Raw genomic sequence first — 21,736 nt, forward strand, 5'->3', positions numbered from 1 at the left:
GGTCAGGCGGCGTCGCGGCGTGGCGAAGCGGGCGTGGCAGCGGGGTGCCTGGGAGGGGAGTCGGGTTCGGCGGCATCCCCATGGGCGGGATGCGGGCCGGAAGCTGGTTGCGCGCCCCCGGGACCGGGCGGGTCACCCAAGGGGGTGTCCCGGGGGTGGTCCTGGCGGTTGCCCGGTGGGTTGTTCGGCGGGTTGTTCGGCGGGTTGCCCGGTAGACGATCCGGGGGGCTGCCCGGCGGGTCGCCCAGTGGGTCGCCAGATGGGTCGCCCGGCGGGCCGCGATGCGGGTCGCCGAGCAGGGCGGCCAGCCGGTCGGCCTCGGCGCGCAGGGCAGCCAGCACGGCGCTGCCTTCCTCGGGCGGCACGGTGGCGACGGGGTAGACGATGCAGAGGCTGACCTCCTCGCCCGTCGCCGGGTCGCCCACCGCCACGGCGAGCGAGGCCACGCCGGCATTGGCCTCGTGGTGGGACACGCAGTAGCCGTCGCGGCGGACCTGATGGAGGCGCTCGATCAGCGCCTCGAGGTCGGCGGGCGAGTTCGGGCTGGGCGGGGTGAGCGGGTCGGGGTGCAGCGCGCGCACGACCTCGTCGTCCAGCCGGGCCAGCAGCGCGCGGCCGGTGGCGGTGGCGAAGGCGGGCAGGCGTTCTCCCACCGGGGTGCCGACGCGCAGCATCCGCGAGCCCTCGTGGAAGGTCAGGCCCATCACGTCGCGCCCGTCGCGGATGCTGACGTAGCCGGTGTGGCCGCAGGCGCGCGAGACGCGCTCCACCGCCGCCTGGGCACGGGCCAGCAGCGGCGAGGAGCGGCGGTAGGTATGGCCCAGCTCAAACATCAGCAGCCCGGGGCGGTAGCGGCGGGAACCGGCCACGGCCTCCAGGAAGCCCGCTTCCCGCATCGCGCGCAGCAGGCGCGACACGTTGCTCTTGGGCAGGTGCAGGAGCGTGGCGACCTCGGTGACGCCGAGTTCGAGGCGCTGCGCCGAGAAGCAGCGCAGAACATCCGAGGCGGAGGAAAGCGTGGTCATGTTCCGGAAAATGGAACCCGTGTTGCAGTTTCTTGAAGGTTAGGCGGGCGAGCGGCGCGGACACAAGCATCCCTTGCCCGCTCCAGGCGGCACCGGAACACGGCGAAGCCCAAGCGGCAGGCAGGATGCACCGGCGCAGGTCACCACAGCCCAGCGCGTGCGCAGGCGGCATCAAGGGGATCAGGGCGGAAGGGGCTGGCGGCCGGCCGGGATGGCGTTTCGCCGGTAGGCCGGACCTTGCCGGGTCAGGCGGCGGCGCCCGGACACCGGGTGACGGCGGTGCGGCAGCGTGGCGCCGGGGTCACCCGGCGGGAGACAGGAGGCGCGCCGGGGGAGCCGGGTCCCTCGCCGGAGCGGCCGCTATTCCTCCACCACCAGGCCGGCGAGGCGGGCGGCGGCGATGGCAGCGCCGCGCGTGGGCGGCACGATCGTGGGCAGGTGCTGCTGCAGCAGGATCACGCTCACGACGCAGGCAATCCATTCCGTCTGGATTTCCCGCGCGAACCAGAACCACTGGTCGGGCGCCTGGGTCGCCACGGCAGCGGCGGAGTCGAGGCGGGCCTGCCGCAGTTGCTCGCGCAGCCCTTCGGCCATGTTGTCGTCCATGCAGGCCCGGCACTCGGCGATGGCCTGCTCGGCGCCGAGGAAGCCCAGACGGTCCGCCGGGAGGCGCTGCCGCAGCCTGGCATCCTCGAGCGCGTCGTCGAGCAGGAACTGCAGGAAATCGCACAGCCGCATGACGAATCCTCCCCCGGAAGTGTCTTCCAGGAGCGGCGGTGATTTCAACCGTGGCGTGACCCCCGCCCCCGCCGCCGTGCCACGAGGCGGGTCAAGGCCGCGTGAGCCCGCCGCGGGGGACACCCCGAGGGAAGGACCACCCGGCCGCGCCACGCCGCCCAAGGCGGCAGCCCAGCGGGCTGCCCAAGGAGCGACCCGGGAGCGAGGGGGGGGCGCCCCCGAGGGGACCGCGCAGCGGGTGGCGCAGGCGGCCGCGAAAGCCTGTTCAGCCGTTGATCAGGTGATCCTCGCGCTTGCCGCCCTTGGCTTCCAGTTCGGCGAGCCACTTCGGCGGGCGGCCACGGCCGGTCCATTCCTCGCCGTTGGGGCCGCGGTACTTGGCGGCGACGGTGCCGCTCGACTTGCGCGCACCGCCGCGGCGGCCGCTGTTCTGCTGAGCACGCGGTGCGGCGGCGCGGCTGCCCAGGAGCCCTTCGATGCTCAGGCCCAGCTCGGCGGCGCGGCTTTCCATTTCCTCGCGCAGGGACTGGCGCGCGCCTTCCATTTTCTCGTCGCGCTTCGCTTCCGCGTCCTGGATCAGGGCCGTGAGTTCCGGAACCGTCCATTCATCGAGATTAACCGTACGTGCCATGTTCGCGAGTCCCTGCGATTATCGTTGCCTGAACGGAAAGCCGAAACGCCCGGGTAATCCCGCCGTGGTGTCCCGCCTTCCATGCGACGCTGGCTACATCAGGTGGGGGCCGCTGGAAAAGGCCTTTGTCCATTTTCCGGCCACGAAACATCGCGTGACACCATTCCACGGAAGCGGGAAACTCCGGGGGAGTGTCCCCTGCTGACGGCCGAACATGCCTTATTGCCCGGGTAAATCCGGCGGTGGTGCCGGCGCCATTTCCGCCGCGAAAAACCCCTCGGATCGAAGAGGCCGGAATCAGGGGATTAGCCGTTGCAGGTCGCGGAGAGCCGGCCAAAAGCGGACGCTGGCAACGCGCCGCAACCGGTGCCGGGGAACGGCCGCGGGGTCCATCCGGAACACGATCTGTTTTTCCAGGCTCCGGCCCGGGTAACGAAGCGTCGCATTCCCTTACGGCATCGGCACGAAAGATTGCGCGCGCCGGATTATTCCACCGAGACCGGGCGCAGAAGCAGGGCCGTTCCGTTGCGTTTCGAGAATAAACTCATTTTTGACGCATTCCGGGACGCTGCTCCCGGCAGCCGTGGTACCGCCCGTCCCGTGGATTCCCGGGATAAACGAAGCGGCCGGCATTTCAGCCATAAGGCTTAATCCCGAAGAGGATTATCAGCCTTTCGTGAGATTTGCCGCCAGGGTCATGCCCGCCCGCAGGATCGCCGCGCTGTCGACGGCGCGGGTGCCGTCGGGCAGGTGCTCGCCGTCTTCCAGCCCCAGGCGGCCCATCAGCCCACGCCGCATCGCCAGCCGGAAACAGGGCCAGACCGAGGCTTCCTGCCCGTGCAGCTGCCGCTCGGCCGGGTGCCCCGCCTCGTCGAGCCGGTCGAGGATGCGGCAGGCCAGGCGCAGCGCCGCGTCTTCCGGCATGTCCGGGATTTCCACCAGCACGCGGCGGCAGGCGATCCCCAGCGCCAGGAAGCGGTCCGCATCCTCGCGCGAGGCGAGACCGGCCTCCACGCCGATGCCGGCGGCGCCCAGCGCCCGCATCACCGCGGGCGCGTCGGCTTCCTCCAGGTTGACCGAAGCCACGTCCGGCACGCCGTCCTCGAGGCGGCCCCAGCCCGCCACCGCCGCGCGGCGCGCCGGGTCGTCGCGCAGGATCCATTCGCCGGTGGACACCGAGACGGGCAGCGCCGAGGCCGCGCGAACCGCCGCCACGGCCGCGCCCACGAGGTCAGGCCGCAGGGTTTCGCGGCCCTCCGCGTCGCGGGGATGCAGGTGCAGGGCCACGGCGCCCGCGGCGGCGCAGGCGGCAGCCTCGCGTGCCAGGGCTTCGGGGGCGAGCGGCAGCGCCGGGTGGAAGCCCAGGGGCCGCGCGCCGTTCAGGCAGGCCTGGATGCGCGGCCGGCCCCGTTCCGGCGGGGGCTGCGGTCCGGTTCCCGGGTCAGGCACGGGCGAAGACGCGGCGCACCCCGCGCCCCCAGCGGTTCAGGGTTTCGGCGCAGCGCGCTTCCAGCCGCTCCACCTTGCCGGTCATGCTGGGCCAGCGGTCCTCGATCTTCGCCCACCAGCGTGCCGACCAGTCGTACTGGTCGCGCAAGACGAAGAGGCCCAGCGCCAGGAACAGGAAGCCCTGCAGGAAGGGCAGGACGCAGCCGAGCACGCCCAGCACCAGCAGGCTCCAGCCGCCGATCTTGCGCGCCAGGCTCGGCCGCTTGCCGTGATGCTGCGCCATGCTCCGCCGCCTCCTCCGCCCGATGCGTCGGATGGAGAACGCCGGGACGGCGCCCGGGATGCCGGGCCGGCGGAGGGGGTCCGCCGGCCGACGCTCAGTGCGCCGCCATGTCCAGCGGCGGCTGCACGTCGTCGGGGATCGGGTTCACGAAGGGCGTGTCGCGGAGGCGCCCGGCGTGGTCGGCCTTGGCCCGGGCCATCAGGGCCGGATCGCTCAGCACGTCCACGGCGGTGCCGGCCATGATCTTGGCCACGTGCTCCAGCCCCTTGTGCGAGGCCCCGGTCTTGCCTTGCGCCACCAGCTGCCAGGAATGGCCCGGCGTGCCCACGGCGTAGGTGGCACCCCGCGCCTGCACGGTGGGCACCACCCAGCTGACGGTGCCGACATCGGTGGAGCCGAAGCTCTTGGGCTCCGGTGCGTCGAGGGGGACGATGCGCTCGCACAGCGCCTCGCCCTCGATCGCCGGGATGCCGGCGCGGCGGTAGGTGGCGGCGATCTCGTCGGGGGTCAGCGTCTTCTGGATCTCGCGCGCGAAAGCGTGGTCGGCCTCGTCGAACTTCGGCGGGCCGAGGCGCTGGTAGTTCGCGTCCATCACCTGTTCCAGCGGCGTGTTGCCGACGAGGTTGGCATCGGCGCTGAGGACCTTGGCGGTAACCGTGGTCTCGGTCATCAGCGCGGCGCCATCGGCGATCTTGCGCACGCGCAGGAGCAGCGCCTGCATCTCCGGCAGGGTGCGGCCGCGCACGAGGTAGCGCACGCGGGCCTGCGCCTGCACCACGTTGGGCGCGATGCCGCCGCCGTCCTGGATGGCGTAGTGGATGCGCGCGCCGTCGGGCATGTGCTCGCGCATGTAGTTCACCCCCACCGCCATCAGCTCCACCGCGTCGAGGGCGGAGCGGCCCAGTTCGGGCGAGCCGGCGGCGTGGGCGGCGCGGCCGCGAAAGGTGAAGTCCAGCTCCTGGCAGGCCAGCGACACCGCCTTGCTGACACCCGAGAAGGGCGCCGGGTGCCAGCAGATCGCGATGTCCACGTCGTCGAACACGCCGGCGCGCACCATGAACCCCTTGGCGGAGCCGCCTTCCTCGGCCGGGCAGCCGTAGTAGCGCACGCGGCCCTTCAGCCCGTTGGCGGCCAGCCAGTCCTTGACCGCGGTGGCCGCCAGCATCGAGGCCGAGCCCAGGATGTTGTGGCCGCAGCCATGGCCGGGGCCGCCGTTCTCGACCGGGCGGTGCTCGGCGACGCCGGCTTCCTGCGAAAGACCGGGCAGCGCGTCGTACTCGCCCAGGATGGCGATCACCGGGCCGTCCTCGCCCGCCTCGCCCATGACGGCGGTGGGAATGCCAGCGAGACCCGTCGTCACGCGGAAGCCCTGCTCGCGCAGCATCGCCTCGTGCTCGGCGGCGGAACGATGCTCGCCGTAGTTCAGCTCCGGCATGCCCCAGACCCGGTCGCTCAGCGCGCAGAAGCCGTCGCGCCTGGCTTCCACCAGGCGCCAGATCTCTTCGGTGTTGGACATGGGCGGCACTCCTCGCGCTGTCTGGGCGGCGCAATCTGCGCCTTCGCGCCGCGGCGGGAAAGCGGGCCACGGCGCCGGCGCCCCGGGTCATCCTCTGGAGCGGGCCAGAGTCAGGCCCTGGTCAGCGCAACGGTTGCGGTGTCGCGCGCCGGTCTCCGGGCCGCGACCCGCCCCACACTCCCGCCCCCGGCGCGCGGGGCGGCTCAGGCCGGGACGCGGAGGCCCAGCACGAACTCGATCACCTTGGTGGCCGGCATCTCGCAGGGGCGCAGCAGCGGCGCGCGCCCCGCCGGCTGGTAAAGGTTGCAGCTGATCCGGTCGGTGCCGCCGAGTTCCTCGGCGAAGAGCCAGCGGCGCCGGCCGTCGGCGGAGGCGCGCAGCGTGATGCCGTAGCGCCGCCCGTCGCACAGCCCCTCGCTGTAGCCGAGGGGAAGCGCCGCGATGCGCTCCAGGAAGGGCTCGGGGATGTCGGGGATGCTGTCCACCCCGCGGCAACGCCCGGGCGGGCGCGGGGTTCGTCGGGCGCTATGTAGGGACGCTGCCCGGGACGGGGGCGTGGGGCGCTGCGCGGGGCGCCGGGCGCCCGCCCTTTCCCGGACTGAGGTGCCGTGCCCCGGCTGGCGGCGCCTGCTCGTCACCACTCCGCTTGCCGCGGCGCGGCAGCCGCCTAAGCTGCGCAGCGCTGGCGGGAACGAAGGGCCGACACCATGGAAAGCCGGGCGGAGGAGCACCTGATCCGCGACGAGGCGGCGCTGGAAGCGCTCTACGGCGCGGTCGGCGAGGCTTCGGTGATCAAGGAGGTGGATCACCTCCACCCGCACTACCGCGCCTTCGTCGAGGCCTCGCCCTTCGCCATCCTGGCCACGGCCGGGCCGGAAGGGCTGGATGCCTCGCCGCGCGGCGACCCGGCGGGCTTCGTGGTGGTGGAGGACGAGCACACGCTGCTGATCCCCGACCGCCGCGGCAACAACCGCGTGGACAGCCTGCGCAACATCCTGCGCGATGACCGGGTGGCGCTGCTGTTCCTGGTGCCGGGGGTGGGCGAAACGCTGCGCGTCAACGGCCGGGCGGCCATCTCGGTCGATCCGGCGCTGCTGAAGCGCTTCCCGATGGGCGGCAAGCCGGCGCGCTCGGTTCTCGTGGTGCGGGTGGAGAGCGTCTACTTCCAGTGTTCCCGCGCCGTGCTGCGGGCGGACCTGTGGAACCCGGAGCGGCACGTCGAGCGCTCCACCCTGCCGAGCCCGGGGCGGATCCTGGCGGCGCTCAGCCGCGAGCGCTTCGACGGGGAAGACTATGACCGTGCCCTGCCGGCACGGGTGCGGGCCACGCTGTACTGAGGGGATGGAGTGCCGGGCCCGAACGGTGGCGCCGGGGGGGGGCACCTGAAAGCCAGCCGGGCGCAGGGTGCCCGGCCTGCCCCTCCGCCGCGCCCCGGACACCACGCCCCCGGACAACTGCGCAGCCCTGAAACGGCAGCGCGCCGGGGGTTGCCCCCCGGCGCGGCGCGTCACCCCTTCGAAGTGGGAGGGTGCTTCCCGGATCAGCTCCGGTCGGAGGTCAGGCGGCCCAGCACAAAGGCCACCGCGCCCACCAGGGCCAGCGACAGGAGCGGACGCTCCTTCACCTTGTCCGCCGCGACGCCGGCACGGTCGCTCACCACGTCGCGGGCCTGCGTGGCGTAGTCGCCCGCGCGGCTGGCAGCGTCGTTGAGCGCCGGCTTCACGCGGTCGCGCAGCAGGTCCTCGACCTGGGCGCGCAGGCGGGCGATCTCGCCGCTGGCATTGCCGGCGGCGTCGCTCAGCGTGTCCTTCGCCTGGGCATAGGTGTCCTGCACCTTGGCCGAAGCCTGCTGGGCGCCTTCCTTGGCGCTGCTATAGGCATCCTGCGCCTTGTTCTGCAGCCCGGCGGCGGCGTCGGAGGCCGCGTCCTTGGCGGAGCCGACCGCGTTCTGCACCTTGCCCTCGACCTGGTCGGCCTTGCCTTCGCCCTGCAGCTTGGCGTCGCCCGTCACCTTGCCGGCCGTTTCCTCGACCTTGCCGCCGAGATTCTTGGCGCTGCCCTCGACGCGGTTCTCATCGACCATCGTTGCTTCTCCTGTGATCGGATCCAAGACGCCGTCGCCCGCGACCCCTCGGGAGAAGGGCTGCGGGCCGGTGCGGTTCAGATGGAGCGGCGGCCCGCCACCGCGTGGTAGATCAGCAGCACCACCACGGCCCCGATCACGGCAACGACCATGCTGTAGATGTTGAAGCCCGTGACCGGCGCGGCCCCGAAGGCGGTGAACAGCCAGCCGCCCACCACGGCGCCGATGATGCCCAGAACGATATCCAGCACGACGCCCGAGCCGGTCTTGTTGACGATCTTGCTGGCGATGAAGCCCGCGATGAGGCCCAGGATGAGCCAACCAATAATGGACATGCAGTCCCTCCTCTCAGCCTCGTGCGGGCGTCGCCCCGGAAAAGGGCGCCCGGCCGGACGGGCCCATGCAGCAACAACAAGCCCCCAGCCGCGCCCGGGTTTCTGGAGCAGGCGGCGCTAAAGCCGGTTCGCCAGGGTACCCGGCGCGGTCCTCGCGCAACTGTGCTCGGAAAGACACGGCGCCCGGCCTTGCGGATGCCGGCTCCGGGCAAAGCCCCGGCCGGCAGGGCAAAGCGTTCACCGGTTTCACACCCTGCCCCTTGCGCTGCCCGGAAGGGCCGTGTCACCAGGGGGTTTATGCGCACCGCCTTCATCGGCGCCTACGGGTACGGCAACCTGGGCGACGAACTCTGCCTGATCGAGGCGATGCAGGAATTCCCGCTGCGGGGTTCCGAAGCCTTCGCCTTTACCCAGAACCCCGAATGGACGCATCGCTGCGTGCCGGGCCTGGCCAGCACCTTCGCCACGCTCGACGAGATGCTGGGCTTCGCGCCCGAGCGCGTGGTGTACGGCGGCGGCGGCATCGGCGGCCGGGCCGATTTCGAGGAATACCTGCCCTGGATGGCCGCCGCGATGGACCAGGGCATCCCGGTGCACATCCACAACATCGGCGTCGCCCGCATCGGCGGCGAGGGCTGGCCGCACCCGCTGCTGCGGCGCGTGCTGGAAAACCTCGCCTCCTTCACGGTGCGCGACCACCGCTCGGTGGACATGGTGGCGGAATGGGGCGTTTCGGTGATCCCGGGCGTGACCCGCTATCCGGAGCGCAACATCGAGGCCCATACCGACCTCGCCGACGCGATCCTGCCGCGCGACCGGCCGCTGCTGGGGATCTCGATCATCAACACCAACCAGATGGCGCGCTGCCTGGCGCACGACGCCCCGGTGGTGCGGCGGCTGCTCGACCATTTCCCCGACCACGCGATCATCCCGATCTGCTCCACGCTGCACGTGGATTCGAGCGAGGAGGATGACGGCCGCGGCTTCCTGCGCTTCCAGGACCTGTTCCTGCGCGAGCGCGACGTGCTCTGCCCGCAGCTGACGGACCGCAGCTTCTGGGCCAGCGAGGTCACGCCGCGGCGGCTGAAGGGCATCGTGTCGCGGCTCGACACGCTGATCTCCCAGCGCAAGCACAACTGCATCCATGGCCTGGGCGCCGGCACGCCCACGATCGGCCTGTCGCCCATGGAGGACGACAGCGTGCGGCGCGTCTTCGTGACCCTGGCCAACCAGCTGCCGCCCGGCTCGAACTGCATCGGGCTCGAGGAAGCGAGGGAACCGGCATGAGCACGCTGCTGATCGGCGACTTCGGCGTCGGCGACATGGCCGCCGAGGCGGCGCTGCTGCACGCGCTGCCGGACCTGCCCGGCCCGCACATCGTGTCCACCGAGGACCCGGCGGCGACGCTGCGCATCGCGCCCGGCGTGATCCCGCTGCCGCCCAACCATCCCACCCCGGCCGAGGCGCGCCGGGCCGTGCTGCTGGGCCCGCAGCTCGACGTCATACAGGCCTTCCCCCGCATCGGGCGGCTGGGTGCGCTGGCCGATCGCGGCATGGCCATCGAGATGCGCAACATCTCCTTCCATCCCTGGGGACCCTTCTACCGGCCCGACCCCGAGGCGCGGGCGGTGCTGCGGCGGCTGGAGCGGGTGAGCGCACGTGACCACCGGACGCTGGGCTCCATGGTGGAATGGCGCTGCCCCTGGTGGCCGCACCTCGACGCCTTTCCCGAGGCCGCGATCCTGCCGCACCTGCCCGACGCCCTGCCCGCCGGGCCGCGGCTGGGGCTGGCGATCCACGACGACCCCAACCTGCGCGACGCCTTCGCGGCGCGGGCCGAGGTGGTGGCCGAGCTGTGCGCCCCCTATGCGGGCTGGACCGTGGTGCCGCTGCCGGTGGTGCGCACGAACGAGGTGGACGACCTGCGCGGCATCCACGACTTCGCCGGGCATTTCCTTCCCGCCTCGCCGCTCGCGACGGTGGCACCCGACGACCCGCAGGCCTGGCGCAACAGCGCGACCCCTGAGGCGCTGAAGGGCTGGGTGGCGTCCTGCGACGCGGTGATCGCGGGGCGCGACATCGTGGTGGCCTTCGCGGCCGCCGCGGGGGTGCCCTGCCTCGCGCTCAGCGGACACAGCGACGACGAACCCGGCCGCGCCGCCGCGACGCTGGCCAACAACCTCATGCCCGGCAGCCGCTACGTCGTGCTGGCCGTTTGATCGCTGTTCAGCTGCAGCGCCCGCGCGTAGACCTGCCGGCGCGGCAGGCCCGTGGCGGCCGCGACCATGGCCGCCGCGTCGCGCAGCGAGGCCCCGCCGGCCAGCGCCCGACGCAGCGCCGCGTCCAGCGCATCCGCCGCCGGCGCTTCTTCCTCGGCGGGCGGGCCCACCACCACCACGATCTCGCCGCGCGGCGCGTGCGCGGCATAATGGGCGGCGAGCGCGTCCAGCGTGCCGCGCCGCACCTCCTCGAAGCGCTTGGTGAGCTCGCGCGCCACGGCGGCGGGGCGGGCGGCGCCCAGACCGTCGCGCAGCGCCGCCAGCGCTTCCGCCAGCCGGTGCGGGGCCTCGTAGAAGATCAGCGTGGCGCGCAGCCCGGCCCGTTCCGCCGCCACGAGGCGCCCGAGCTCGGCCGTGCGCGCGGCGGGTTTGGGCGGCAGGAAGCCGCCAAACAGGAAGGGGTGCGGCGGCAGCCCGCTCAGCGTCAGGGCCATCACCGCCGCGTTGGGGCCCGGCACCGCGGAAACCGCCACGCCGGCCTCGATCGCCGCGCGGGCGAGGCGGAAGCCCGGGTCGCTCATCAGCGGCGTGCCGGCATCCGACACCAGGGCGAAGCGCGTGCCGCCCTGCATGCGCTCCACCAGCCGCGGCGCCATGCCCGCCTCGTTGTGGTCGTGCAGCGGCACCAGCGGGGTCGTGATGCCCTGCCGGGCGAGCATGGGGCCGGTGACCCGTGTATCCTCGCACAGGATGGAGTCGGCGTCGCGCAGCGCGGCCAGGGCGCGCGGCGACAGGTCGCCGAGATTGCCGATCGGGGTGGCCACCAGTACCAGTGCGGGAGCAAGCAAGCGTGTTGAACCAACAGGAGCCGCCGGTGACGATGCAGCCGCTGACGACGCAGCCTCCGCAGGCGGAGCGTCCCCGCCCTCCTCGGTCCTCGGGTCCGATGGCGCCCCGGCTTCGTCCGGCCCGGTCGGGATCTCGTCCTGGGTCACGCTGGCATCTCCCGCTGCTGGGCGCGCTCCTCGCACTCGGGGCCTGTGCCGCGCAACCCCAGTACGGCACCGCCTCGCCCTACGCGCCCGGTCCGGGCGCCCTGGCGCCGGCCGCGCCGGAGATCCCGCGCACCCGGGTGGCGCTGCTGCTGCCGCTGAGCGGGGCCAACGCGCCGCTCGGCCAGTCGATGCTCAACGCCGCGACGCTGGCCTTGTTCGAGCAGTCCGGCCCCACGGTGGAATTCGTGCCGCACGACACCTTCGGCAGCCCCGGCGGCGCCAGCCAGGCCGCGCGCGCCGCCCTGGACGAGGGCGCCCGGGTGATCGTGGGCCCGCTGACCGCCGGCGAGGCCAGCGGCGCCGGCGCCGTGGCGCGCGCCGCGAACGTGCCGATGCTGGCCTTCAGCAACGACGCGGCGGTGGGCGGGCGCGGCGTGTGGACGCTGGGCGTGACGCCGGCGCAGCAGGTGCGCCGCCTCGTGGCGGCGGCGGCCACCGCCGGGGTGCGGCGCATCGGCCTGGCGGCACCCAGCGGCGCCTTCGCGCAGCAGCTGGGCGCCGCGCTTCGCAGCGCCAGCCAGGAGGCCGGGCTGCTGGCCCCGCTGATCGTGACCTATCCTTCGGGCGCCCTGCCCGCCATGGCGGCCAAGGACTTCGCCACGCGCGTCAACGGCCCCGCCCCCGATCCCGCGGCGGCGGCGGTGCCGGGCGCCACGCCGGTCGGCGCGGCCGCCGATCCGGACCGCGGCATCGGCATGCTGATCCTGGGCGAGGGCGGCGCGCGGGCGCGCCAGTTCGCCGCGGCGCTGCCGGAAGCGGGGCTGACCATTCCGCCGCTGCGGCTGGCCGGCACCGCGCTCTGGGCGCAGGACTCCTCGCTGGCGGGCGAGCCGGCGCTGGCCGGCGCGATCTTCCCCGGCCCCGACAACATCGCCCACGCGCAGTTCGAGGACCGCTACCGCCAGGCCTTCGGGGAAACCCCGCCGCGCCTGGCCGCGGTGGCCTACGACGCGGCCACCATCGCGGCCCGCGCGGTGCGCGGCGGGCCGGGCGCGCCGGCGCAGATGCCGGTGGGCGACGTGGTGCTGGGCGCCGACGGGGGCCTGCGCCTGCTGCCCGACGGCCAGACGCAGCGCGCCCTGGCCGTTTACGCCCTGCAGCCCGGCACCGAGCCGCGGCTGGTGGAGCCCGCCTCGATCCCCGGCGCCGCCGGGTCGTGAGACCAGTGCCGGGCGCCTGACGCGGAAGGGCCCGCAGCATGAGGACGCAGTTCGCCCTGGCCGGGGTGATCGCCGCGGCGCCCGCCCTGTGCCTCCTGCTGATGGGGCTGGGAGGTGCTGCGGGGTGGTTCGCGGTGGGCTGGTCGCTGGCGGTCACGCTGGCGGCCTCGGTGGCGCTGGCGGGGGCGGCGATGTGGGTGCTGGAGCGCCTGGCCGAGGCGCTGCGCGGCGCGGCGGTGGGCGAGGTCCTGACCCTGCCGCGGATGCAGCCCCTGCGCGACGTGGCCGATGCGCTGCGGCGGCTGACCGACGACCTGCGCGAGAGCGGGGCGCTGGTGGGGCGGCTGCGCGCGGCCGACGTGGCCATCCTGGAAGCCCTGCCCGACCCGCTGATGGTGCTGGGCGCCGACCGGGCGCCGCTGCGCGCCAACGCCGCCGCCCGGACGCTGTTCGGCGCTTCCGGCCCGGCGCCGCTGTCGGGCGACATCGGCGCGCTGCTGCGCCACCCGGCGCTGGCCGGGGCGGTGGACCGGGCGATGGAGGAAGGCGATCTGCAGGTGGCGGACCTCGCCCTGCCGGTGCCGGTGCCGCGCGAGCTGTCGGCCCAGGCCATCCCGCTCGACCCGCCGCTGTCGGATGGCGGGCGGCTGCTGGTGGTGCTGTCGGACCGTACCCGCGACCGCGCGGTGGAGCGCATGCGCGCCGATTTCGTGGCCAATGCCAGCCACGAGCTGCGCACGCCGCTGGCCAGCCTGATCGGCTTCATCGACACGCTGCAGGGCCCCGCGCGCGACGACCCGACCGCGCAGGAGCGCTTCCTGGCGATCATGGGCGAGCAGGCCGAGCGGATGCGCCGGCTGATCGACGACCTGCTGGACCTGTCGCGCATCGAGGTGTCCGAGCACCTGCCGCCCCAGGGTGCGGTGGACCTCGTGGCGCTGTGCCAGGCCGAGGCCGAGGCGCTGGCCCCGATCCTGGTCAACCGGCAGGTGCGGCTGGAAATGCGGCTCGACCCCGCGGTGGCGCGCCCGGCGGATTCCGGGCAGCTGGCGCAGGTGCTGCGCAACCTGGTGGAGAACGCCGTGCGCCACGGGCGCGAGGGCGGCACCGCGCAGCTGTCGACCGGAACGCGCGATGGCGGCGTGACGATCACGGTGCAGGACGACGGGCCCGGCATCCCGAAGCAGCACATCCCGCGCCTGACGGAACGCTTCTACCGCGTGGACAAGGGCCGTTCCCGCAGCGCCGGCGGCACCGGGCTGGGCCTGGCGATCGTCAAGCACATCGTGAACCGCCATCGCGGCCGACTGATCATCGAGAGCCCCGAAGGGCAGGGCGCGCGCTTCCAGGTCTGGCTGCCGGGCGAGGCCGGTGCCAGGGCGCCTGGCAAGGAGCCGGCGATTCCGCATCCGGAATCACATGAGTCGTGATTTCGAAACTGCCCCCTCCGCCCCGTGTTTTTCCCACGAGCTTCGAGGGGGACGGATGATGGACGCGATGACGGGCAACCTGGACGCCGGGATGGCAACCTCGTGCACGGCGCTGGTGATCACGGGCAATGCCCTGGAAGCGCTGGAGCCGGCAATGCTGGAAGGCGTCGGCCACCTGTTCGAGCAGCGGCCCGATATCCGCAACCTCAGCATCGACCTCGGCGGCGGCGTGGTGCTGCGCATCGCCCGTGACGACTCCGTGACCGGCGTTTCGGACGCGCTGGGCGCTTCGCTGGTCGCCTGAGGGGCCGGCCGCCTTGAGGCGGTTGCTCGCCTGACGGGCGAGCTGGGTTCCGCCCCTTCCGGGCGGTTTTCCCCTCCGGGGGATCGCATTCCGGCACCTCCGAGGATCGTTCCGCCCTCGTCTTCATGGCGGGGATTGCCGGGCGGGAGGGTTCGGGTGTCCGGGCTTTACCCTATACCCGCGCGATGCTGGTTCCGATCCGGGAGGAGGACGGTGTTCTCCTCGACCTCCGCTACGCCACCGCCGACAACCTCGCGGGGCGTCCCATCTTCCAACGCGCCGTCGCCCTGCTGCTCCCGGAAGCGCGGGAGCGCCTGCTGCACGCCAGCCGCATGGCGATCGCCCTTGGGTACCGCCTGAAGGTCTTCGATGCTTTTCGCCCCATCGAGGCGCAGTGGGTCTTGTGGCACGCGGTGGAGGACAAGCGCTTCGTGTCCGACCCGCGCCTGGGCGGCCTCCACCCGCGCGGCGCGGCGGTGGACCTGACGCTGGTCGAGGCGGCGAGCGGGCGGGAACTGCCGATGGGAACGGCGTTCGACGCGGTGGAGGAAGCCTCCGCCCATGGCCGCACCGACATCCCCGTCGAGGATCAGCGCAACCGCGCGTTGCTGCTCGGGCTGATGACCGCGGCGGGGTGGGACCACTACCGGCTCGAATGGTGGCACTATCAGCTCCCCGACGCGCGCCGCTACCCGGCGCTGCACGCCAGCGCGGTGCCGGACGGGCCGATGTAGCGTGGGGCGGCCGCTCCCCCTGCCGCGGCGTTCGCCCGGCAGGCGCCGCCGCGTCCTCGGGCGGGGGACGCGCGGCTTCCGTCTTGGGGGCCTGCCCGGCCGGCGCGAGGACGGGCGGGGCCATGCCCGCGCGGCTTTCGCTGCGGCCCTCCCCCGCGGGTGCGGCGGGCTCCGCCGGGCGCGGAAGTGTTCTAGGAGGGCGGCGCCATGATCGTCCGTCCACGTCCCGGCCCCCTCGACCTGCTGTTCGCGATCCGCGGCTCGATCGTGCTGCTCATCCTGCCGCGCGTGGGAACCATCGCCCTGCTCGCCCTGGCGCTGGCTGTTTGGGACCGGCTGCGGCCCGACGACTTCCCGGAATTCACCACCGCGCCCTTCGCGCTGCTGGGGATCACGCTCTCGATCTTTCTCGGCTTCCGCAACAGCGGCTGCTACGACCGCTGGTGGGAAGCACGGAAGCTTTGGGGCCAGCTGATCCTCGAGGCGCGGGCTTTTGCGCGTGAGGTTTCGGCCCTGCTGCCCCCGGAGGAAGCCGCGGCGCGGGAACGGCTGCTGCGCCGCACGATCGGCTTCGCGCAGGCGCTGGCGGCCGAGCTGCGCGGCCGTGACGGGCGGGAGCGCGCCCGCCCCTGGCTGCCGGCCGGGGAGCATCCCGCCCTGGCCACGTCGATCCACCCGGGCGAGGCGATCCTGCGGGCGCAGTCGCGGGACCTGGCGGCGCTGCTGCGCGCGGGCCGCCTCAGCGACATGCTCTACACCGCGCTGGCGGCGCATCTGAACAGCATGACCGGGATCCAGGCGGGCTGCGAGCGCATCCGCAACACCCCCCTGCCCTACGCCTACTCGCTGCTGCTGCACCGCACCGCCTGGCTGTTCTGCCTGCTGATGCCCTTCGGCTTCGTGGGCACGCTGGGCTTCGCGACGCCGCTGGTGGCGGCGATCCTGGCCTATGCCGTGTTCGGCCTCGACGCGCTGAGCGACGAGCTGGAGGAACCCTTCGGCGAGGCGGCCAACGACCTGCCGCTCGACGCCATGGCGCGCACGATCGAGCGCGACGTGCTGGAAGCGCTGGGCGCCCCGGTGCTGCCGGAGCCGCTGCGGCCCGAGCGCTACGTGCTGCGGTAAGGGGGCGCTCAGCCCCCGGGTGCGTCGCGGCCCGCCCGGTCGCGGATCAGGCAGGAGCGCGTGTGGAAACGCTGTTCCCGCCCGTTGTCGAGCGAGAACATGCCGCCCCGGCCCGGCACCGCGTCGATCACCAGCTCCGTGTGCTTCCAGGCCTCGTACTGCGCCGCGCCGATAAAGAAGGGCGCGCCGCCGATCTCGCCCAGCTTCACGTCCGCCTCGCCCACCAGGAAATCCCCTTGCGGGTAGCACATGGGCGAGGAGCCGTCGCAGCAGCCACCGGACTGGTGAAACAGCACCGGCCCGTGCTCGCGCTGGATTTCCGCCAGGAGGGCCAGCGCGGCCGGGGTGGCGCTGACGCGGCTGGGGGCTTCGGTCATGTCGCTTCTCCGGCAGGGGTGGCGATGTGGTCCTGGCGTGACGGCCCAGGGTGATAGTCCGGTGTGGGGGTCCGGGGTCGTGGGCCGGAACAGCGGTCCCGGATGGTGGACCGGGCCGTGGTCCGGCGTGGTCGCCCGCGGCCACGCCCCGGGCTGCGGCCGGGGTCGGTGTTCAGGGGCGCCGCCGCGGGACGGGTCCAAGAGTTGCCGCCGCGGGCGTCACCCCGGAACCGGGCCGGCACCGCCACGGGTCGCGCCGCAGGGTCCCGGCCCGGCGGCGCGGGTCAGAAGAAGCCGAGCTTCTTCGGGCTATAGCTGACCAGCATGTTCTTGGTCTGCTGGTAGTGGTCCAGCATCATGCGATGCGTTTCGCGCCCGATGCCGGACTGCTTGTAGCCGCCGAAGGCCGCGTGCGCCGGGTAGGCGTGGTAGCAGTTGGTCCAGACCCGCCCGGCCTTGATGCCGCGCCCGAAGCGGTAGGCGCGGTTCACGTCGCGCGTCCACACGCCGGCCCCCAGGCCGTAGAGCGTGTCGTTGGCGATGCGCAGCGCGTCCTCGTCGTCCTTGAAGGTGGTCACCGACACCACGGGGCCGAAGATTTCCTCCTGGAAGACGCGCATCCGGTTGTCGCCGCGAAACACGGTGGGCTGCATGTAGTAGCCGCCGGCCAGGTCGCCCGGCATCTCGACCCGCGCCCCGCCGATCAGGATCTCGGCGCCTTCCTGCTTGCCGATGTCGATGTAGCTGAGGATCTTCTCCAGCTGCTCGGATGAGGCCTGGGCGCCGATCATGGTGTTGGGGTCGAGCGGATCGCCCTGCACGATCTCGCCCACGCGCTTGAGCGCACGCTCCATGAAGCGGTCGTAGAGGCTTTCATGGATCAGGGCGCGCGACGGGCAGGTGCAGACCTCGCCCTGGTTGAGGGCGAACATCACGAAGCCCTCGATCGCCTTGTCGAGGAAATCGTCATCCTCGGCCGCGACATCCCGGAAGAAGATGTTGGGCGACTTGCCGCCGAGCTCCAGCGTCACCGGGATCAGGTTCTGGCTGGCATACTGCATGATCAGCCGGCCGGTGGTGGTTTCGCCGGTGAAGGCGATCTTCGCGATGCGCGGGCTCAGCGCCAGCGGCTTGCCGGCCTCCAGCCCGAAGCCGTTGACGATGTTGAGCACGCCCGGCGGCAGGATGTCGGCGATCAGTTCCGCCCAGACCAGGATCGAGGCCGGGGTCTGCTCGGCGGGCTTGAGCACCACGCAGTTGCCGGCGGCCAAGGCGGGCGCCAGCTTCCAGCAGGCCATCAGGATCGGGAAGTTCCACGGGATGATCTGCCCCACCACGCCCAACGGCTCGTGGAAGTGGTAGGCCACCGTGTCGTCGTCGATCTCGCTCAGCGAGCCTTCCTGGGCGCGGATGCAGCCGGCGAAGTAGCGGAAATGGTCGATCGCCAGCGGCAGGTCGGCCGCCGTGCTTTCGCGGATCGGCTTGCCGTTGTCGAGCGTCTCGGCCCGCGCCAGGAGGTCGAGGTTGTCCTCCATGCGCTGGGCGATGGCGTTGAGCAGCCGGGCGCGTTCGGCGGGCGGGGTGCGGCCCCAGCTGTCCTTGGCGGCGTGGGCGGCATCGAGCGCGCGGTCCACGTCGGTGGCGTCGGAGCGCGCGACCTCGCACAGCACGCGGCCGTTCACCGGCGAGGTGTTGGCAAAGGAGCGGCCGCTCGCCGCTTCCACCCACTGCCCGCCGATGAAGTTGCCGTAGCGCCGCTTGAAGGGCGAATCCGTCACGCGCAGGGCGTCGAGCTTGGTCATCCGTTCCTCCCGTGCGCCCTTGGCGGGCGCATCGGCCCAAAGGTTGCGGAGGAAGCGCGGTGCTTGTCACGCCCGAAATGCGCGGGCGCGGAGGTTTGATCCCCCCTTCCTGGACGGTTGCGGCGGCGGGGTGCGAAGGGCGGCCGACTCCGGGGCTGGATACCAAGCCTTAGGAAACTGGGGGTTACACGCGAACCACTCTCCTCACGAGAATGGGAAAACACCCCTTGAAACTTCCGCGCTCGCGCAAGAAGGCCGCCACGTCCAAGATCGCGGCCGTGATGGCGCCGGTCCTGGCCCTGACCTCCACGGGCATGCCCGTGCGGGCCGGCGAGATCATCAACGGCGACGTCGCCATCACCGGCGACGTCAACGGCGGCGGCAACAGCGGCTACCTGGTGCAAAGCGGCAGCCTGACGGTCGTCGACGGCAGCCTGCAGAACTTCCGCACCACCGGCGGCAGCGGCAGCGGCGGCGGCGGCGGCCTGGGCGGCGCCATCTTCGTGAACGAGGGGGCCTCGGTCACGCTGAACAACGTGATCTTCAGCGGCAACACCGCGGCGGGCGGCCTGGGCGGCACCACCTCGCTCACGGGTGGCGTGCTGAACGGGCTGATGACGGGCGGCACGGGGGCCACCGGCGCGGCGGGCGGCATGTTCGACGACAACGGCGTGCTGTTCGGCGACGGCCGGGGCACCGGTGTGGCAGGCTATGACGGTGCCTTCGGCGCCTCGCCCACGGTGGGCTTCGGCGGCACCGGCGGCCAGGGCGGCAACGGCACCGACGGCTGGTCGCAGAACCCGCTGGCGATCACCGCCGTGACCAACGCCACCATCTCGCAGGTCGCGGCCATCGCGCAACTCGCCCGCGCCGGCGCGGCCGTGGCGGCGGCCTCGACGGAGCTGGCCTCCGCCAGTGCCAATCCCTTCACGGCCAACCTGATCCCGGCCGCGGCGGCGAAGCTGGTGGAAGCGCAGCTCGACCTGGCGCAGGCGGTGGTGGATGCCGCCACGGCCGGCGTGGACCTGGGCGTCGCGGGCGCCAACCTGGCGGCCTGGAACGCCGCCAACAACCGCGGCGACGTCGGCATGGGCGGTGACGGCGGCACGGGTGGCCAGGGCGGCACCGGCAGCTTCGGCCTGGGCGGCGGCGCGGGCGGCGCGGGCGGCAACGGCGGGGCCGGCGGCGGCGGCGCGCACGCGGGCTACGGCGGCACGGGCGGTGCCGGCGGCACCGGCGGCTTCGGTGCCGGTGGCGGCGCGGGCGGCGCGGGCGGTCAGGGCTACACCACCGGCGCCAGCACCTCGGGCTTCAAGAGCGGCGCCGGTGGCGAGGGCGGCGCTGCCGGCTTCGGCGGCGGCGTCGGCAGCACGGGCGACACCGGCCTCACGAGCGGCACCACGGGTGGCGGCGGCGGTTCGGGCTTCGGCGGCTCGGTCTTCGTGCGCGACGGCGGCACGCTGCTGATCCAGGGCGACACCACCTTCAGCCGCGGCAACGTGGAGGGCGGCGGCAGCGCCAATGGCGGCACCACCGGCGAGGCCGCGGGCACCGACCTGTTCATCATGCGCGGCGCCAACGTCATCCTCGACGCCGGCAAGGGCCACACCATCACCTTCAACGGCACCATCGCCGATGACAGCGCGGCCAGCATTGTCAGCGACATTCCCGTGGGCCAGGGCGCGGACGTCCATGTCCGCAGCGGCCTCGTGGTGATGAACGGCGCCAACACCTATACCGGCCAGACGATCCTGGAAGGCGGCGCGCTGCAGGCGCAGGACGGCCAGGGCCTGAACAGCAACAGCAACCTGAACCTCACCGGCGGCGTGCTGCAGTCGAGCGGCACCTTCGACCGCTGGGTCGGCACCGCGAGCGACCGCGTGCAGTGGACCGGCAGCGGCGGCTTCGCCGGCGTGGGCGACGGGCTGACCGTCACGCTCAGCGGCGGCAACACACTGGTCTGGGCCAGCGACAGCTTCGTGCGCGACAACGCCTCGCTGATCTTCGGCAGCGACACCGCGACCGCCGACGTCATCTTCACCAACGCCATCGACCTGAACGGCGCGGTGCGCAGCGTGGTGGTGATGGCCAACCCCGCCAACACCGACGTGGCGACGATCACCGGCGTGCTGAGCAACGGCGGGCTGACCGTGAACGGGCCGCTCTATACCGGCAAGCTCGTGCTGACGGCGCGCAACACCTACGCTGGCGACACCACGGTGGCGGGCGGCACGCTGGCGCTGACGGGACAGGGCAGCATCAGCAACTCGCGCCTGGTCAACAACGCCGCGTTCGACATTTCCGGCACTGACGCGGGTGCGTCCGTCACCTCTCTCGCCGGCACCGGCACGGTGGTGCTGGGCGACCGCGACCTGACGGTGAGCAACGGGCGCGACACCTTCGCGGGCCAGATCCAGGGCGCGGGCGGGCTGGCGGTGACCGGCGGCACGCAGGCGCTGAGCAGCACCAACACCTATGCCGGCGAGACGCGGGTGGGGACCGGCAGCACGCTGGCGCTGACGGGCACCGGCAGCATCGCGAGTTCGGCGCGGGTGGCGAACGAGGGCACCTTCGACATTTCCGGCACCGATGTAGGGGCCGCCATCACCTCGCTCGCGGGCCAGGGTACCGTGGCGCTGGGCGAGCGCGTGCTGGGCATCACGGCGGGGCATGACAGCTTCGCGGGCCAGATCCAGGGCGCGGGCAGCGTGCTGGTGCTGGGCGGCCAGCAGGTGCTGACCGGCACCAACAGCTACACCGGTGAGACCCGCGTCGCGGGCGGCACGCTGGCGCTGACGGGTCAGGGCAGCATCAGCACCTCCGACCGCGTGGTGGCGGATGCGACCTTCGACATCTCCGGCACCGACACCGGCGCGTCGATCAACAGCCTGGCCGGCTCCGGCTCGGTGGTGCTGGGCGATCGCGTGCTCACGGTCACCGGCGGCCACGACAGCTTCGCCGGCAACATCTCCGGCAACGGCGTGCTGGCGGTGAGCGGCGGCGTGCAGGCGATCAACGGCACCAACAGCTACACCGGCGAGACCCGCGTCGCGGGTGGCACGCTGGCGCTGACGGGTCAGGGCAGCATCAGCACCTCCGACCGCGTGGTGGCGGATGCGACCTTCGACATTTCCGGCACCGATGTGGGTGCGGCCATCACCTCGCTCGCGGGCCAGGGCACGGTGGCGCTGGGTGAGCGCGTGCTGGGCATCACGGCGGGGCATGACAGCTTCGCGGGCCAGATCCAGGGCGCGGGCAGCGTGCTGGTGCTGGGCGGCCAGCAGGTGCTGACCGGCACCAATACTTACACCGGCGAGACGCATGTTGCGGGCGGCACGCTGGCACTGACGGGTCAGGGCAGCATCGCGACCTCCGACCGCGTGGTGGCGGATGCGACCTTCGACATCTCCGGCACCGACACCGGCGCGTCGATCAACAGCCTGGCGGGCTCCGGCTCGGTGGTGCTGGGC

The 21,736-nt window shown here is 72.9% G+C and carries 21 protein-coding genes; 9 read left to right on the plus strand and 12 right to left on the minus strand.

Going from position 1 to position 21,736, the window contains the following annotated elements:
* Positions 1-2: 2 nt before the first annotated feature.
* The 7 genes from ACFFGY_RS04350 to ACFFGY_RS04380 all read right to left on the minus strand — a co-directional run bounded on the left by ACFFGY_RS04350 (position 3) and on the right by ACFFGY_RS04380 (position 6,127).
* Entirely contained in the window at positions 3-1,025 is a 1,023-nt protein-coding gene (locus tag ACFFGY_RS04350; protein WP_377043167.1) for an IclR family transcriptional regulator, read from the minus strand.
* A 360-nt stretch (positions 1,026-1,385) separates the two neighbouring features.
* On the minus strand, positions 1,386-1,763 hold the full coding sequence (locus tag ACFFGY_RS04355) for a hypothetical protein (protein ID WP_377043168.1): 378 nt from the start codon (positions 1,761-1,763) through the stop codon (positions 1,386-1,388).
* Between the two features lie 265 nt (positions 1,764-2,028).
* Positions 2,029-2,394: an H-NS histone family protein gene (locus ACFFGY_RS04360; RefSeq protein WP_377043169.1), complete on the minus strand. Its 366-nt coding sequence runs from the start codon at positions 2,392-2,394 to the stop codon at positions 2,029-2,031.
* 666 nt (positions 2,395-3,060) lie between these two features.
* Positions 3,061-3,843 carry a 3-keto-5-aminohexanoate cleavage protein gene (locus ACFFGY_RS04365; protein ID WP_377043170.1) on the minus strand — a complete coding sequence of 261 codons (783 nt, stop codon included), beginning with the start codon at positions 3,841-3,843 and terminating at the stop codon, positions 3,061-3,063.
* Positions 3,836-4,126 carry a PGPGW domain-containing protein gene (locus ACFFGY_RS04370; protein ID WP_377043171.1) on the minus strand — a complete coding sequence of 97 codons (291 nt, stop codon included), beginning with the start codon at positions 4,124-4,126 and terminating at the stop codon, positions 3,836-3,838. Before ACFFGY_RS04370 ends, ACFFGY_RS04365 begins: the two co-directional genes overlap by 8 nt.
* Positions 4,127-4,220: 94 nt before the next feature.
* On the minus strand, positions 4,221-5,642 hold the full coding sequence (locus tag ACFFGY_RS04375) for a M20 family metallopeptidase (protein ID WP_377043172.1): 1,422 nt from the start codon (positions 5,640-5,642) through the stop codon (positions 4,221-4,223).
* A 203-nt stretch (positions 5,643-5,845) separates the two neighbouring features.
* Positions 5,846-6,127, minus strand: coding sequence for a hypothetical protein (locus ACFFGY_RS04380; RefSeq protein ID WP_377043173.1), 282 nt, complete (start codon positions 6,125-6,127; stop codon positions 5,846-5,848).
* A 222-nt stretch (positions 6,128-6,349) separates the two neighbouring features.
* Here ACFFGY_RS04380 and ACFFGY_RS04385 point away from each other — a divergent pair, with 222 nt between their 5' ends.
* Positions 6,350-6,979, plus strand: coding sequence for a pyridoxamine 5'-phosphate oxidase family protein (locus ACFFGY_RS04385; RefSeq protein ID WP_377043174.1), 630 nt, complete (start codon positions 6,350-6,352; stop codon positions 6,977-6,979).
* A gap of 203 nt (positions 6,980-7,182) precedes the next feature.
* Here the strand turns inward: ACFFGY_RS04385 and ACFFGY_RS04390 are convergent, their stop codons facing one another.
* Both ACFFGY_RS04390 and ACFFGY_RS04395 read right to left on the minus strand, forming a co-directional pair.
* Positions 7,183-7,725, minus strand: a complete 543-nt coding sequence (locus ACFFGY_RS04390; RefSeq protein ID WP_377043175.1) for a CsbD family protein — start codon at positions 7,723-7,725, stop codon at positions 7,183-7,185.
* Between the two features lie 77 nt (positions 7,726-7,802).
* The gene (locus tag ACFFGY_RS04395) at positions 7,803-8,060 is read right to left on the minus strand and encodes a GlsB/YeaQ/YmgE family stress response membrane protein (RefSeq protein WP_377043176.1); all 258 of its coding nucleotides are present in this window, start codon (positions 8,058-8,060) and stop codon (positions 7,803-7,805) included.
* 297 nt (positions 8,061-8,357) lie between these two features.
* Here ACFFGY_RS04395 and ACFFGY_RS04400 point away from each other — a divergent pair, with 297 nt between their 5' ends.
* Positions 8,358-9,347, plus strand: a complete 990-nt coding sequence (locus ACFFGY_RS04400) for a polysaccharide pyruvyl transferase family protein (RefSeq protein WP_377043177.1) — start codon at positions 8,358-8,360, stop codon at positions 9,345-9,347.
* Entirely contained in the window at positions 9,344-10,279 is a 936-nt protein-coding gene (locus ACFFGY_RS04405) for a hypothetical protein (RefSeq protein WP_377043178.1), read from the plus strand. Before ACFFGY_RS04400 ends, ACFFGY_RS04405 begins: the two co-directional genes overlap by 4 nt.
* Here the strand turns inward: ACFFGY_RS04405 and rsmI are convergent.
* The gene (gene rsmI / locus ACFFGY_RS04410) at positions 10,258-11,127 is read right to left on the minus strand and encodes a 16S rRNA (cytidine(1402)-2'-O)-methyltransferase (protein WP_377043179.1); all 870 of its coding nucleotides are present in this window, start codon (positions 11,125-11,127) and stop codon (positions 10,258-10,260) included. The genes ACFFGY_RS04405 and rsmI overlap by 22 nt on opposite strands.
* Positions 11,128-11,225: 98 nt before the next feature.
* Between rsmI and ACFFGY_RS04415 the strand changes: the two genes are divergently transcribed.
* The 5 genes from ACFFGY_RS04415 (at position 11,226) to ACFFGY_RS04435 (ending at position 16,087) form a co-directional block, all read left to right on the plus strand.
* Positions 11,226-12,494, plus strand: a complete 1,269-nt coding sequence (locus tag ACFFGY_RS04415) for a penicillin-binding protein activator (protein ID WP_377043180.1) — start codon at positions 11,226-11,228, stop codon at positions 12,492-12,494.
* Between the two features lie 38 nt (positions 12,495-12,532).
* Positions 12,533-13,924, plus strand: a complete 1,392-nt coding sequence (locus tag ACFFGY_RS04420; protein WP_377043181.1) for an ATP-binding protein — start codon at positions 12,533-12,535, stop codon at positions 13,922-13,924.
* Positions 13,925-13,991: 67 nt separating this feature from the next.
* Complete coding sequence (locus ACFFGY_RS04425) at positions 13,992-14,228, plus strand: hypothetical protein (protein WP_377043182.1); 237 nt, start codon at positions 13,992-13,994, stop codon at positions 14,226-14,228.
* 185 nt (positions 14,229-14,413) lie between these two features.
* A complete protein-coding gene (ddpX, locus tag ACFFGY_RS04430) occupies positions 14,414-14,962 on the plus strand; it encodes a D-alanyl-D-alanine dipeptidase (RefSeq protein ID WP_377043183.1) in 549 nt (182 codons plus the stop codon).
* 207 nt (positions 14,963-15,169) lie between these two features.
* Positions 15,170-16,087 carry a bestrophin family protein gene (locus ACFFGY_RS04435; RefSeq protein ID WP_377043184.1) on the plus strand — a complete coding sequence of 306 codons (918 nt, stop codon included), beginning with the start codon at positions 15,170-15,172 and terminating at the stop codon, positions 16,085-16,087.
* A gap of 8 nt (positions 16,088-16,095) precedes the next feature.
* Here the strand turns inward: ACFFGY_RS04435 and ACFFGY_RS04440 are convergent, their stop codons facing one another.
* Both ACFFGY_RS04440 and adh read right to left on the minus strand, forming a co-directional pair.
* Positions 16,096-16,464 carry a DUF779 domain-containing protein gene (locus ACFFGY_RS04440; protein WP_377043185.1) on the minus strand — a complete coding sequence of 123 codons (369 nt, stop codon included), beginning with the start codon at positions 16,462-16,464 and terminating at the stop codon, positions 16,096-16,098.
* Between the two features lie 284 nt (positions 16,465-16,748).
* The gene (gene adh / locus ACFFGY_RS04445) at positions 16,749-18,266 is read right to left on the minus strand and encodes an aldehyde dehydrogenase (protein WP_377043187.1); all 1,518 of its coding nucleotides are present in this window, start codon (positions 18,264-18,266) and stop codon (positions 16,749-16,751) included.
* A 227-nt stretch (positions 18,267-18,493) separates the two neighbouring features.
* Here adh and ACFFGY_RS04450 point away from each other — a divergent pair.
* On the plus strand, positions 18,494-21,736 hold a 3,243-nt coding region (locus tag ACFFGY_RS04450), incomplete at its 3' end, for a beta strand repeat-containing protein (protein WP_377043188.1).

The sequence above is a fragment of the Roseomonas elaeocarpi genome (assembly GCF_042433915.1).
Classification (GTDB): Bacteria; Pseudomonadota; Alphaproteobacteria; order Acetobacterales; family Acetobacteraceae; genus Roseomonas; species Roseomonas elaeocarpi.

What these genes read in the sequence shown, in the direction of transcription:
- ddpX (WP_377043183.1), top strand. Translation starts at nt 14,414, where the DNA reads ATGCTGGTTCCGATCCGGGAGGAGGACGGTGTTCTCCTCGACCTCCGC.
- ACFFGY_RS04360 (WP_377043169.1), bottom strand. Translation starts at nt 2,394, where the DNA reads ATGGCACGTACGGTTAATCTCGATGAATGGACGGTTCCGGAACTCACG.
- ACFFGY_RS04375 (WP_377043172.1), bottom strand. Translation starts at nt 5,642, where the DNA reads ATGTCCAACACCGAAGAGATCTGGCGCCTGGTGGAAGCCAGGCGCGAC.
- ACFFGY_RS04400 (WP_377043177.1), top strand. Translation starts at nt 8,358, where the DNA reads ATGCGCACCGCCTTCATCGGCGCCTACGGGTACGGCAACCTGGGCGAC.
- ACFFGY_RS04435 (WP_377043184.1), top strand. Translation starts at nt 15,170, where the DNA reads ATGATCGTCCGTCCACGTCCCGGCCCCCTCGACCTGCTGTTCGCGATC.
- adh (WP_377043187.1), bottom strand. Translation starts at nt 18,266, where the DNA reads ATGACCAAGCTCGACGCCCTGCGCGTGACGGATTCGCCCTTCAAGCGG.
- ACFFGY_RS04350 (WP_377043167.1), bottom strand. Translation starts at nt 1,025, where the DNA reads ATGACCACGCTTTCCTCCGCCTCGGATGTTCTGCGCTGCTTCTCGGCG.
- ACFFGY_RS04385 (WP_377043174.1), top strand. Translation starts at nt 6,350, where the DNA reads ATGGAAAGCCGGGCGGAGGAGCACCTGATCCGCGACGAGGCGGCGCTG.
- ACFFGY_RS04415 (WP_377043180.1), top strand. Translation starts at nt 11,226, where the DNA reads ATGGCGCCCCGGCTTCGTCCGGCCCGGTCGGGATCTCGTCCTGGGTCA.
- ACFFGY_RS04420 (WP_377043181.1), top strand. Translation starts at nt 12,533, where the DNA reads ATGAGGACGCAGTTCGCCCTGGCCGGGGTGATCGCCGCGGCGCCCGCC.
- ACFFGY_RS04390 (WP_377043175.1), bottom strand. Translation starts at nt 7,725, where the DNA reads ATGGTCGATGAGAACCGCGTCGAGGGCAGCGCCAAGAATCTCGGCGGC.
- ACFFGY_RS04440 (WP_377043185.1), bottom strand. Translation starts at nt 16,464, where the DNA reads ATGACCGAAGCCCCCAGCCGCGTCAGCGCCACCCCGGCCGCGCTGGCC.
- ACFFGY_RS04405 (WP_377043178.1), top strand. Translation starts at nt 9,344, where the DNA reads ATGAGCACGCTGCTGATCGGCGACTTCGGCGTCGGCGACATGGCCGCC.
- ACFFGY_RS04370 (WP_377043171.1), bottom strand. Translation starts at nt 4,126, where the DNA reads ATGGCGCAGCATCACGGCAAGCGGCCGAGCCTGGCGCGCAAGATCGGC.
- ACFFGY_RS04355 (WP_377043168.1), bottom strand. Translation starts at nt 1,763, where the DNA reads ATGCGGCTGTGCGATTTCCTGCAGTTCCTGCTCGACGACGCGCTCGAG.
- ACFFGY_RS04395 (WP_377043176.1), bottom strand. Translation starts at nt 8,060, where the DNA reads ATGTCCATTATTGGTTGGCTCATCCTGGGCCTCATCGCGGGCTTCATC.
- ACFFGY_RS04425 (WP_377043182.1), top strand. Translation starts at nt 13,992, where the DNA reads ATGACGGGCAACCTGGACGCCGGGATGGCAACCTCGTGCACGGCGCTG.